Below are 11,691 nucleotides of genomic sequence, written 5' to 3' on the forward strand. Positions count from 1 at the left end.
CCTACTCCCGGACCGGGCCGAGAAGGACCACGCCCGCGCCGACGCCGAGCGCGGCGCCCGCCTGGACGTGACCTTCGGCGGATCGTTCCTCTTCCAAGCCTGGGGCTCGGCCGCCGACGCCGTCCTACTGCGGGCCTGCCTGGACTCCTACACCCCGCCCCCCGACCCCGACGAGGCCGACACCCCCGGCGGCACCGCCCGGGCCCGCCGCACCTACGAGGCGTTCACCACCGCCCTGGGCCTCGCACACACCCACCACGGGTGCGCCCAGCCGGACACCCCGATAGTGCGGGTGCAGGTGAGCGTCCCCGACACCGTGCTGGCCGGGGACACCACCTCGGGAACGCCGGTCACCGACACCGGGCAGGCGCTACCCCTCTCCGTCCTGCGCGCATGGTTGACCCGGGCCACCGTCCGCCCGCTCTTCACCGACCACAACGGCACCGCGACCCACGTGGGAGAAGAACGGCGACTGGCCTCCCCCGGAATGCGCGCGGCGGCCTTCGCCCGCCACACCGCCTGCGCCTGGCCGACCGGATGCGACCGGCCGCTGCGCTGGTGCCAGGCCGACCACATCGTGGAGTTCTTCCAGGGCGGGCCCACCCGCGCCGACAACCTCCAACCCCTCTGCGCGGCGCACAACCGGATCAAGCACCGCCGGACCGTGGCCACCGAACGCCGCCGCTTCTGGACCGGCCGACCCACCCGTCCCCCGGCCACGCCCGCCCCACCAGCCCACCCGGAACCGCTACCGTTCGCCATGCCCCGGATCTCGACCCGCTCGACCCGGCCACCACCCGCGCGGGCGGCCTGACCCACCCCTCCGGGACCCCACCCGGAGGGGGACCCCGGCACGCCCGCGCACACCCCGGCTCCCAGGCGTTCGCCGCCACCCACAGCGTGTTCCTTCCCCGGGAACCCGAACTGCTCCTCCACGACGAACCCCTGGCGAGTCCGGCCGCCCCCGCTACATCACCGAACGACCGTTCGCTTTCCCCTCCCGCCCGAGTCGAATCCACTCCGGACCCGGCCGCCCTGAGCACGATCGCCGCCCTGGAGGCCGAGTCCTCACGGCGCCTCCGGCATGTGCGACTCCGCCCGCACACCGCCCACCGCCCAAGGCCGCCGACCCCCGCTTCCGGACCGGCCCGCGGCCGCCCTCACCCCCACCACACAGGACAGCCCTACGAACCAGCGGCCATCCCGACCCCCACCACCCCAGGAGTCGGCGCCCCCATCACTCCATCGCCGCGTACAGCCAGTCCAGCGATCCCTGCTCCAGCACCGCGTCCGCCAGCGCCTTCCCCGACGCGGTCTTGATCCGCCCCAGGCTCCCGTCGATCCACCGCTGCGCCGCCGCATGCCCCTGCGCCCGGTACTCGACCCCCTGCAACAGGCACTCCAGCTTGTCCGCGTCCTTCGCGCAGCGCGCCTCCGGCGAGTCCTGCTCCTCATAAGCGGCGACAGCGGCACGCAGCACCTTCCCCACCGCCTCCGGCAGCCCCTCCGCCTGATCGGCGGCGATACCCTGCGGATCAGGCTTGGACTCCAGGTACTTCTGCCCCAGATGGTTGATGTCCCCCGTGCGCGTCTCCCCGGTGTCGTGCCACACCGCGATCAGCGCGGCCCTCGCCGGATCGGCGCCCTCCATCGCGGCGATCACCGACGCGATCAGCGCCGTCCGCCACGAATGCTCGGCCACCGACTCCGGGTCGCGCACACCCGCCACCCACCAACCGGTCCGCCGCTGATTCTTCAGGGTGCCCACTTCATAGAGAAGGTGCGCGACCCGCGTGGTCTCATCACTCATGATCTGGTCCTTCCCCACCCGCCCAAGACGGATCCCCCGCCAACCCCGCCCAGACGTTCCGCCGAGCCGGGCTCCGACCCCAGCGGGCGGGAACATGCGGTCGGCAGCGACCACAGGGTGTGCATGCACAGGCCCGGACATCCGTGTTCACGGCTCTGCTCGCGGCCCGGCACCACGGCGAGGATGTGCAGGCCATCACCTACACGGATCGGTTCGCCGACAACACCGACGACCTTGCCCACGCCTCCCGACTTGCGGGCACCGCCCCCGGTCTGCGTCACCGGGTCCTCCACGGCGGCCCGCACACCCTGCCGTTCTCCCTGCTGGACCGTGCCCCGTTCACGGACCTGCCCAGCGCGGACGTCGTCCTGCACACACGTACCGCGCACCGGCTGGCCCCGGTCCGCGGAACGGGGGTCCATTTCGCCGGGGACGGTGGTGACGCGGTCGTCGGCGCCCCGATGACCTACCTGGCCGCGCCCGCTTGCACCCGGGAGTTCCTCCGAGAGTGCCGGGACTGGGCGACACTGCGTCAGCGCCCGGTTCATCGGGTCCTCAGAGCGGTGTGGACGGCCTCCCGCCAGTCCTATGCGAACGCTCTCTTGAGCTCCGCGGAGGGCTTGTCACGCCCCGCCACCGAAGCCCGGGCCGACGCGGTACCGCCCTGGGAGACGGCGATCTCCTGGGCGGCGGTGAGTCCTCTGGCTGCCTGGGGCACGCCCCGAGCTCGTGGTGAGGCGGGGGAACGGCTGCACGAGGCGGCCGCGTCGGCGCGGGGAGAGGACGACGGTGCCGACGCCCACGCGTTGCGGGCTGTGCGTTGGCACGCGGCCACCAGTCGCTCCTTCCTCCAGGTGGCCCACGGGTGTGGCGTCCGGGTGGCACTGCCGTTCTTCGACCACCAGGTGCTCGCCGCCTGCCTGTCCGTCCCCGTTCGGCACCGGGTGTCGACGGCGCGGGCCAAGCCCCTCCTGGCTCAGGCGTGGAAGACGGCGTTCCCCACGGTGCGGTTCGAGCGAAGCACCAAGAGCGACTACGGGGCGTGCGAGTACCACGGAGTGCGCCGCAACGCGGACCGGCTGCGGTCGCTGTTCCGGGAACCCCGCCTGGGTGACCTGGGGGTGATCCGCCCCGACCTCGTGCTGGCGGCGCTGGACGCGGCGGTCGAGGGGCGGCGGGTGGCGATGGGTGCGTTGGCCGACGTGGTGGCGGCGGAGGCGTGGCTGCGTGGTCTCGACGACCACGCGGCGCCGGCCGAGCGCGGGGAGCGGCCGCCGCCTGCCGACCCGCTTACCGGCGACCCGCGCGGATCAGTCCCAGCCGTGGGCGGAGAAGCGCTCACCCGCGCGGATGCGGGCGATGACGTCCGCGGCGAACGGGATGGTGTTCTCCGGCAGGTCGTCCGGGTCCTTCCAGGCCAGGCGGGCGCACAGGTGCGGCTCGCGGTTCACCGGGGTCCCCTCCCACTCCGGCGCCGTGAAGAAGAACCCGATGCGGGTCCGGCCGTTGGGCGCGCGGTGGTGGGTCACGTGCGCGCAGTGCAGCGTGTCCGGGTCGACGGTCACGCCGACCTCCTCGTACAGCTCGCGCGCCGCCCCCTGCGCCACCGACTCGCCCGGCTCCAGCCCGCCGCCCGGGATGGCGTATCGCCCGTCCTGGAACCCGGTGTTCTGCCGCTCGCCGAGCAGCACCCATCCGTCCTCCCGGAAGAGCACCACACACAGGTCGATCACGGGGTCGCTCACGCGTCCGCCTTCCTCTTCAGGTTCCGGTCGATCCACCAGTACAGGCTCCAGGCGGCCACCCCCGCCCCCGCGCCCGGTACGGCGCCCAGCAGGATGACCCGCACGAGGTCATAACCGCCGTTGAGGGCGTCTCCCGCCGCCAGTCCGCTCACCAGAGCGCCCACTACGGCGCAGGCGGTGATCACCGCCAGCGGGATCCAGTGCGGGTGCAGGGGCCCCTCGACACGGCGGGCGACCCACCACGCGACCGCCGCCAGGCCCAGCACCGAGCTCACGTACATCAGCACGTTGAAGAGTTTGTGCGGTTCCACCACCGGCTCTTGGAGCACCGGCAGGAGCTGCACCCCCGCCCCGAGCGGGTGTGTGAAGGCGTCCCACACCATGTGCGTGAGCGCCCCCACCGCGAGGGCCGCCGCACCCCAGGCCGCGCCCGGGACGCTCGGTGCGGGCGGCGGCCCCGCCTCGCGCCCGACCAGGGCGGCCAGTGGCGCCCGCAGCACGTACGTCCAGCAGGCCCACACCAGCGCGCCCAGCAACACCACCACGGGTAGCCCCAGGGGGAAGTGGGTCGTGGAGGCCTCCACGGGCAACGGCAGGTAGTACGGGAGGTCGGGGGCCATCGAGCCGATGATCAGCGCGGTGACCGGCAGCCGGGTGCGGGCGAACGGCAGCACGGCCGCGGCGTGGGCGGGGGTGAACGGCATGGTCAGCCCTGCGTTCCGAGGCCCTGCGAGAACGAGAGGGCCCCGCCGTTGATCATGTACACGTCGTACGGGCTGACGGTGTCCTCCGCCGAGTCCACCCACGCCACCCCGCCGTCCTGCGCGTAGCACCGGAAGTCGGCCGGGTCCTCCGCCCCCGGCACCAGCACCGCCACGTCTCCGGTGTCGCAGTACACCGCCCCCGCGTCGGTCTGGTAGCGCAGCCAGTCCTCCAGGAAGGCCTTGGCCACCGGCAGTTCGGGGTGCTCGAACGTGAACTCCACTCCGCCCGACCTCTCCTGCGAGGTCACCGGGAACTCGAAGTCGGTCCCGCGGTAGGTCAGCGTGCAGGCCGCCGACAGGTCGTCCGGGCATTCGACCGCCGCGTCCGGGTCGACCTCGCCCGCGATCGCCGAAACGTCCGACAGCAGGGCCCACCCCGCCCGCTCGCCCAGCGGCGCCGACTCGTCCGGCTCCTCCGGCAGCCCGGACAGGTCCGCCTCCGGTGGGTCGGCCGGGACCTCTCCCTCCACGAGCAGCGCGGCCAGGTCCTCCTGGGAGGCCTCGCTCAGGTCCTCGGGGGCGCCGCCGGAACAGGCGGTCAGCGCCAGCCCCAGCGCGAGGGCGGCCGTCACGGGCAGGAGGGTCTTCCGAGGGGGCAGGGGCATCGTCGGAGTTCCTTCGTCGTCGGTCGATGGTCTTGGGCCGTCGCTCGTCGGCCCGGGGCGGCGGAACGCCGTTCCGGCGGTGGGATGCCTCCGACGCCGCGTCGGTTCCCGGTCACCCCGTGGAATCCCCGCCCCGCCCACCCCACCCCGGGTTCCGGTCACGAACAGCCCGGCCGAAGGTCACGTGTACGTCCGCACGTGCCCTGCCCCACACCCCGCCGCCCCGCCACCCGACCCGGTTCTCTACCATCCGAGGTATGGACGTCCAAGAGAGCGGCGCCGCCGGATCCGGCGCCCCCGACCTCGCCGAAGGCTTTCCGGTCGCCACCCTTGACCGGTGGCGGGAACTGGTCGCCGGAGTACTGCGCAAGAGCGGCGTGCCCGAAGAGCGCCTCGCCGACCACCCCGAAGCCGTGCTGGCCACCCGCACCTACGACGGCTTCGACATCGCGCCCCTGGCCACCTCGCAGCCGCCCGCGGCCGACCCCGGCCACCCCGGGCTGGCCCCCTTCACCCGCGGCTACCGCCCGGTGGTCACCGGCGGCTGGGACATTCGCGCCCGCTACCTGGAGTCCGACCCGGAGCCGCTGCGCCGCCGGGCGCTCGCCGACCTGATGAACGGCGTCTCCTCGCTGTGGATCGCGGTCGGCGACGGCCACCTGCCCGCGGACCGCCTGGGCGCGGCCCTCACGGACGTCTACCTCGACCTCGCCCCCGTGGACCTGGAACCCGGCGCCGCCTACGCCGAGGCCGCCGACGCCCTGCTGCGCGTCCACGCCGACGCCGAGGTCCCCGACGCCCGGATCATCTCCCACCTGGGCATCGACCCGCTCACCGCGGCCGCCCGCGCCGGGGCCCGCCCCGACGTCCTGGACGCCGCCCGGTTCGCCGCCGACCGTGCCCGGGGCCGCCCCGCCCTCGGCCTCATGACCGCCGACGCCACCCTCGTCCACAACGCGGGCGGCTCCGACGGCCAGGAACTCGGCTGGGCCATCGCCTCCGGCACCGCCCTGCTGCGCGCCCTCGCCGCCGCCGGCATGGACCTCGCCGACGCCGCCGGGCGCATCGAGTTCCGCCTCGCCGTCAGCGCCGACCAGTTCGCGGGCATCGCCAAGCTCCGCGCCGTCCGCGCCATGTGGAACCGGGTGCTGGAGGTCAGCGGCGTCCCCGCCGACCGGCGCGCCATGCGCGTCCACGCGGTCACCTCCGAGGCGATGCTGACCCGCCGCGACCCGCACGTGAACATGCTGCGCACCACCGTGGCCTGCTTCGCCGCCGGGGTGGGCGGGGCCGACGCCGTCACCGTCCTGCCCTACGACGCGGCCGTGGGCCTGTCCGACGACTTCGCCCGCCGCGTCGCCCGCAACACCCAGGCCCTCCTCGTCGAGGAGTCGAACCTGGCCCGGGTGGCCGACCCGGCTGGCGGCTCCTTCCACGTGGAGGCGCTCACCCGCGACCTCTACCTCGCCGGCTGGGCGTTCCTCCAGGAGGTCGAGGCCTGCGGCGGCGCCGCCGAGGTCATCGAGGACGGCTGGCTGCGCGAACGCGTCGACGGCGTCTGGGAGCGCCGCCGCGCCGACCTGGCGCACCGCCGCTCCCCGCTCACCGGGGTCAGCGAGTTCCCGAACCTCGCCGAGGAGCCGCTGGAGCGCGAACCCCTCCCCGAACGCGACTCCTGGTTCCCGCTGCGCCGCTACGCGGGCGAGTTCGAGGAGCTGCGCGACCGCTCCGACGCCGCCCCGGACCGCCCCACCGCGTTCCTGGCCACCCTGGGCCCGGTCGCCGTGCACACCGGCCGGGCCACGTTCGCCGCCAACCTGCTGGCCGCGGGCGGGATCGCCGCCCACCTGCCGGGGCCGCTGGAGGACGCCGCCGACGCCGCCCGCGCCTTCACCGAGTCCGGCCTGCGGGTGGCCGTCCTGTGCTCCTCCGACAAGGTCTACGCCGAACACGCCGCGTCCGCCGTCGGGGCCCTCAGGGCCGCGGGCGCCGAACGCGTCCTCCTGGCGGGCGCCCCGCGCGACCTCGACGCGGACGCCTTCCTCTACCAGGGGTGCGACGCCGTCGCCCTCCTCACCGAACTGGTCGACCTGACGGCCCCGAAGCCGGCCCCGAAGGGGGAGCGAGCATGATCCCCGACCTGTCCACCGTGGCCCCCGGCGAGCCGGAGCCCTCTGACACCGGTACCGGCGCGGCCGCCGACACCCGCTGGGCCGCCGCCGTCGAGGCCGCCACCGGCAAGGCCCCCGACGCCCTGGAGTGGGAGACCCCCGAGGGCATCGCCGTCAAACCGCTCTACACCCCGGCCGACCGCGCGGGCCTGGACTTCGTCGACGGCCTGCCCGGCATCCCCCCGTACCTGCGCGGCCCCTACCCGACCATGTACGTCAACCAGCCGTGGACCATCCGCCAGTACGCGGGCTTCTCCACGGCGGAGGAGTCCAACGCCTTCTACCGCCGCAACCTCGCGGCCGGGCAGAAGGGCCTGTCGGTCGCCTTCGACCTGGCCACCCACCGCGGCTACGACTCCGACCACCCCCGCGTGGCGGGCGACGTCGGCATGGCGGGCGTGGCCATCGACTCCATCTACGACATGCGCCAGCTGTTCGACGGCATCCCGCTCGACAAAATGAGCGTGTCGATGACCATGAACGGCGCCGTCCTGCCGGTCCTGGCGCTGTACATCGTCGCCGCCGAGGAGCAGGGCGTTCCGCCGGAGAAGCTGTCCGGGACCATCCAGAACGACATCCTCAAGGAGTTCATGGTCCGGAACACCTACATCTACCCGCCGCGGCCGTCGATGCGGATCATCTCCGACATCTTCGCGTACACCTCGCAGCGGATGCCGCGGTTCAACTCCATCTCCATCTCCGGCTACCACATGCAGGAGGCGGGGGCCACCGCCGACCTCGAACTCGCCTACACCCTCGCCGACGGCGTGGAGTACATCCGGGCGGGCCAGCGCTCCGGGCTGGACGTGGACGTGTTCGCGCCGCGGCTGTCGTTCTTCTGGGCGATCGGCATGAACTTCTTCATGGAGGTCGCCAAGCTGCGCGCCGCCCGCCTGCTGTGGGCGCGGCTGGTCAAGGACCTGGGCGCGGCCAAGGACAAGTCGCTGAGCCTGCGCACCCACTCCCAGACCTCCGGCTGGTCGCTCACCGCCCAGGACGTGTTCAACAACGTGGCCCGCACCTGCGTGGAGGCGATGGCCGCCACCCAGGGGCACACCCAGTCGCTGCACACCAACGCCCTCGACGAGGCGCTGGCGCTGCCCACCGACTTCTCGGCGCGCATCGCCCGCAACACCCAGCTGCTGCTCCAGCAGGAGTCCGGCACCACCCGGTCGGTCGACCCGTGGGGCGGCAGCTACTACGTGGAACGCCTCACCCAGGAGCTGGCCGCCAAGGCCTGGGACCACATCGTGGAGGTCGAGAAGGCGGGCGGCATGGCCGCCGCCATCGACGCCGGGCTGCCCAAGATGCGCATCGAGGAGGCGGCCGCCCGAACCCAGGCGCGCATCGACTCCGGGCGCCAGCCCGTCATCGGCGTCAACAAGTACCGGCCCGACAGCGAACAGGCCATCGACGTCCTCAAGGTCGAGAACTCCAAGGTGCGCGCCAGCCAGCTGGACAAGCTGCGCCGCCTGCGCGCCGAACGCGACGAGGGCGCGGTGCGCGCCGCCCTGGACGTCCTCACCGCCGCGGCCGGGCGCGAGTCCAGGGCCGACGCGGACCTCACCGACAACCTGCTGGCGGCGGCCGTGAACGCGGCCCGCGCCAAGGCCACCGTCGGCGAGATCTCCGACGCAATGGAGAAGGTCTTCGGCCGCCACTCCGGGCAGATCCGTACCATCCGGGGTGTGTACCGGGACGAGGCGGCGGGCAGCGCCGACGCGGCGGGGGCCATGGAGCGCGTGACCCGCCGGGTGGAGGAGTTCACCGAGGACGAGGGGCGCCGCCCCCGCATCCTCGTGGCGAAGATGGGCCAGGACGGCCACGACCGCGGCCAGAAGGTCATCGCGACGGCGTTCGCGGACCTGGGCTTCGACGTGGACGTGGGCCCGCTGTTCCAGACCCCGGAGGAGGTCGCCGCCCAGGCGGTCGAGGCCGACGTGCACGTGGTGGGGGTGTCGTCGCTGGCGGCGGGGCACCTCACCCTGGTGCCGGCGCTGCGGGAGGAACTGGCGAAGCTGGACCGCGAGGACATCATGATCGTGGTCGGCGGCGTCATCCCGCCGCAGGACTTCGACGCCCTGCGCGAGGCAGGCGCCGCGGCGATCTTCCCGCCGGGTACGGTCATCGCCGAGGCGGCCATCGACCTGCTCGACCAGCTGGAGGCCCGGCTGGACCAGGCGTGAGCGCCGTTCCGGGGGTGGTCGGCGACCGGCCTCCGCGGCCACGGCCGACCGCGGGCGGTGCGGCCGCCCGGCCACGGGGCACGGTGGTGATGGGAGACGGGAACCGGACCGACGACCGGCCGCCCCGGCGGCGGGACCCGGAACCGGCGGGCGGCGAGCACCGCGCCGACGACCGGCCGCCCGGTGACCGCCGACCGCGGAGGCGGCGCGGACACCCCGGCCACGGGGTGCGATGACGACGACAGACGAGGAGGCGGGCGTGCAGCGGACGCGACGGCGCAGGCCGGTGGACGTGGCCGCACTGGCCGAAGGCGTGCTGGCCGGGCACCGGCCCACCCTGGCGCGGGCGATCACCCTGGTGGAGTCGCGCCGCCCCGACCACGCCCGCGACGCCCAGGAACTGCTGGTGCGCCTGCTCCCGCACACCGGCGGCGCCCACCGGGTGGGCATCACCGGCGTGCCGGGGGTGGGCAAGTCCACGTTCATCGACGCGCTGGGCACCCGGCTGACCGGGGAGGGGCACAAGGTCGCGGTGCTGGCCGTGGACCCCTCCTCCACCCGCACGGGCGGCAGCATCCTGGGCGACAAGACCCGGATGGCGCGCCTGGCGGTGGACCCCAACGCGTTCATCCGCCCCTCGCCGACCGCCGGGACCCTGGGCGGGGTGGCGCGGGCGACCCGGGAGACCATGCTGCTCATGGAGGCGGCCGGGTTCGACGTGGTGCTGGTGGAGACCGTGGGGGTGGGCCAGTCCGAGGTGACGGTCGCCGCGATGGTCGACTGCTTCCTGTTCCTCACCCTGGCCCGCACCGGCGACCAGCTCCAGGGAATCAAGAAGGGCGTGCTGGAACTGGTGGACGTGGTCGCCGTCAACAAGGCCGACGGCCCGCACGCCGACGACGCCCGCAAGGCCGCCCGGGAACTGTCGCGGGCGCTGCGCCTGCTCCAGCCGGTGCACCCGAACTGGCGGCCGCCGGTGCTCACGTGCAGTGGGCTCACCGGTGAGGGACTGGGCGAGCTGTGGGACACGGTGCGCGAGCACCGCAAGGTGCTGGAGGACGACGGGGCGCTGGCCGAACGCCGCAGCGGGCAGCGGGTCAGCTGGATGTGGGACCAGGTCCGCGACCGGTTGATGGACGCGTTCCTGCGGCACCCGCAGGTGGGCGCGCGCATCCCGGAGCTGGAACGCGAGGTGCGTGTGGGGGACACCACGGCCACGCTCGCGGCGGGAGAGCTCCTCGCGATGTTCACTCAGAGTGACAGCGAGCGGGACGCGCCGCCACCGGCGGACCCGGCGGAGGCGGCCGAGGGGACATCCGCGGATTCGGACTCCGGGACTTCCCAGGACAACGGGTCTCATATCGTGAAATGACCCAGAGTCAACGGGTGATTTCGGGCGGGGTGTACTGGGTTCGTGCCCCCGAGGCGAAAATTTCTTTCGAGATGGCATTCCCGAACGCCCGCTTGGCTTATACCGTGTGTGTCCAACGACTTACCGGACACGCGGACGCGCAAGCGCTTCCCTCCTCGGTGGGCCGACCCCGTGGGAGTGGGGGCGGAGCTCCGATGGGCGCGGGCCGCGCGCCTGCGTATGGTTAAGCGAAGGGACCCCTCGCCTTCTCAACGAGGGGTCGGGAGGAGTGAACGTGCACAGGCTCGGACTGAGCACAAGGGTGGAAAGCCGCAGCGTCATCGTCGCGATCGAGGGCGAGCTCGACATCGCGACCACCAACGACCTCCAAGAGCACGTCCGGTCCGCGATCGACGCCCACGGCCCGTGGCTGATCCTGGACATGTCGGGGCTCGACTTCATGGATTCGAGCGGCCTCAACGTCATCATCAACGCCTATCGCACCGTCCGCGAGCGGGACGGGGCGCTGGCGCTGGCGGCCCTCAACGAACGCGTCACCAAGGTCGTCCGCCTGGTCGGCCTGCACCGCCAGGTCCCCGTCCACCAGACGGTGGCCACCGCGGTCGCCGCCATGGAGGCGCTGGAGAAGCGCCAGGCCGGCTGACCCCCGCCCCGACAGCCGCACACCGACGCACCCGCACGGCCGGACGCCCCACGACGCCCGGCCGTGCCGCATGCCGTCCGCCGCCCCGGCCGCTGGGATACGCCCGGGTGCCCGCAGCGGGGCGGACATGTGCCCGGTTCCGTTGAATCCGGTCTACGTGCGGGGTCGTCCGCCCGAGGCCGTCGGGAGGCGTGAGCGAGGCTGACGTGCTTCCGGCATGCCCTGCTCTGAGGGTAGGCGTGGTGCGTGTGCGTCTGCTGAGCGGTGTGGGTGTGGTGGGGCTGAAGTGCCCTCAGGGGCTCACGTGTGGGGCGGACATGCGGGCGGCGCGGCCGGGGTGGCCGCGCCGCGTGGGTGAGGGCGGGTCAGTCGCCGCCGCCCCCGCCGCCGCTGTC

At 73.7% G+C, this 11,691-nt stretch carries 9 protein-coding genes and 1 pseudogene; 6 read left to right on the forward strand and 4 right to left on the reverse strand.

The window, feature by feature from the left end; all coding sequences use genetic code 11:
• On the forward strand, positions 1 to 814 hold an 814-nt coding region (locus tag ACJOT3_RS26240; protein WP_406975780.1), incomplete at its 5' end, for an HNH endonuclease signature motif containing protein.
• A 423-nt stretch (positions 815 to 1,237) separates the two neighbouring features.
• Here ACJOT3_RS26240 and ACJOT3_RS26245 read toward each other — a convergent pair.
• Positions 1,238 to 1,810: an HD domain-containing protein gene (locus ACJOT3_RS26245; RefSeq protein ID WP_406975781.1), complete on the reverse strand. Its 573-nt coding sequence runs from the start codon at positions 1,808 to 1,810 to the stop codon at positions 1,238 to 1,240.
• 143 nt (positions 1,811 to 1,953) lie between these two features.
• Here ACJOT3_RS26245 and ACJOT3_RS26250 point away from each other — a divergent pair.
• A pseudogene (locus ACJOT3_RS26250) lies at positions 1,954 to 3,027 on the forward strand (asparagine synthase-related protein); the annotation flags it as partial.
• 93 nt (positions 3,028 to 3,120) lie between these two features.
• On the opposite strand, the gene ACJOT3_RS26255 reads toward ACJOT3_RS26250, so the two are convergent.
• From ACJOT3_RS26255 to ACJOT3_RS26265, 3 genes are read right to left on the reverse strand one after another with little or no spacing between them, the layout of a single operon-like run.
• Positions 3,121 to 3,555 carry an NUDIX hydrolase gene (locus tag ACJOT3_RS26255; RefSeq protein WP_406975782.1) on the reverse strand — a complete coding sequence of 145 codons (435 nt, stop codon included), beginning with the start codon at positions 3,553 to 3,555 and terminating at the stop codon, positions 3,121 to 3,123.
• The gene (locus ACJOT3_RS26260) at positions 3,552 to 4,259 is read right to left on the reverse strand and encodes a DUF4184 family protein (protein WP_406975783.1); all 708 of its coding nucleotides are present in this window, start codon (positions 4,257 to 4,259) and stop codon (positions 3,552 to 3,554) included. The genes ACJOT3_RS26255 and ACJOT3_RS26260 overlap by 4 nt, the downstream gene beginning before the upstream one ends.
• Before the next feature lie 2 nt (positions 4,260 to 4,261).
• On the reverse strand, positions 4,262 to 4,924 hold the full coding sequence (locus ACJOT3_RS26265; RefSeq protein WP_406975784.1) for a hypothetical protein: 663 nt from the start codon (positions 4,922 to 4,924) through the stop codon (positions 4,262 to 4,264).
• A gap of 257 nt (positions 4,925 to 5,181) precedes the next feature.
• On the opposite strand from ACJOT3_RS26265, the gene ACJOT3_RS26270 reads away from it, so the two are divergent.
• The 4 genes from ACJOT3_RS26270 (at position 5,182) to ACJOT3_RS26285 (ending at position 11,296) form a co-directional block, all read left to right on the forward strand.
• Positions 5,182 to 7,056, forward strand: coding sequence for a methylmalonyl-CoA mutase family protein (locus ACJOT3_RS26270; protein WP_406975785.1), 1,875 nt, complete (start codon positions 5,182 to 5,184; stop codon positions 7,054 to 7,056).
• Complete coding sequence (scpA, locus tag ACJOT3_RS26275) at positions 7,053 to 9,281, forward strand: methylmalonyl-CoA mutase (RefSeq protein WP_406975786.1); 2,229 nt, start codon at positions 7,053 to 7,055, stop codon at positions 9,279 to 9,281. The genes ACJOT3_RS26270 and scpA overlap by 4 nt, the downstream gene beginning before the upstream one ends.
• Positions 9,282 to 9,513: 232 nt before the next feature.
• Entirely contained in the window at positions 9,514 to 10,653 is a 1,140-nt protein-coding gene (gene meaB / locus ACJOT3_RS26280) for a methylmalonyl Co-A mutase-associated GTPase MeaB (protein WP_406975787.1), read from the forward strand.
• A 274-nt stretch (positions 10,654 to 10,927) separates the two neighbouring features.
• Positions 10,928 to 11,296, forward strand: coding sequence for an STAS domain-containing protein (locus ACJOT3_RS26285; protein ID WP_406975788.1), 369 nt, complete (start codon positions 10,928 to 10,930; stop codon positions 11,294 to 11,296).
• Positions 11,297 to 11,691 lie beyond the last annotated feature (395 nt).

The organism is Nocardiopsis protaetiae, from assembly GCF_045446735.1.
GTDB classification, from domain to species: domain Bacteria; phylum Actinomycetota; class Actinomycetes; order Streptosporangiales; family Streptosporangiaceae; genus Nocardiopsis; species Nocardiopsis protaetiae.

What these genes read in the sequence shown, in the direction of transcription:
- ACJOT3_RS26245 (WP_406975781.1), bottom strand. Translation starts at nt 1,810, where the DNA reads ATGAGTGATGAGACCACGCGGGTCGCGCACCTTCTCTATGAAGTGGGC.
- ACJOT3_RS26260 (WP_406975783.1), bottom strand. Translation starts at nt 4,259, where the DNA reads ATGCCGTTCACCCCCGCCCACGCCGCGGCCGTGCTGCCGTTCGCCCGC.
- ACJOT3_RS26270 (WP_406975785.1), top strand. Translation starts at nt 5,182, where the DNA reads ATGGACGTCCAAGAGAGCGGCGCCGCCGGATCCGGCGCCCCCGACCTC.
- ACJOT3_RS26265 (WP_406975784.1), bottom strand. Translation starts at nt 4,924, where the DNA reads ATGCCCCTGCCCCCTCGGAAGACCCTCCTGCCCGTGACGGCCGCCCTC.
- meaB (WP_406975787.1), top strand. Translation starts at nt 9,514, where the DNA reads ATGACGACGACAGACGAGGAGGCGGGCGTGCAGCGGACGCGACGGCGC.
- scpA (WP_406975786.1), top strand. Translation starts at nt 7,053, where the DNA reads ATGATCCCCGACCTGTCCACCGTGGCCCCCGGCGAGCCGGAGCCCTCT.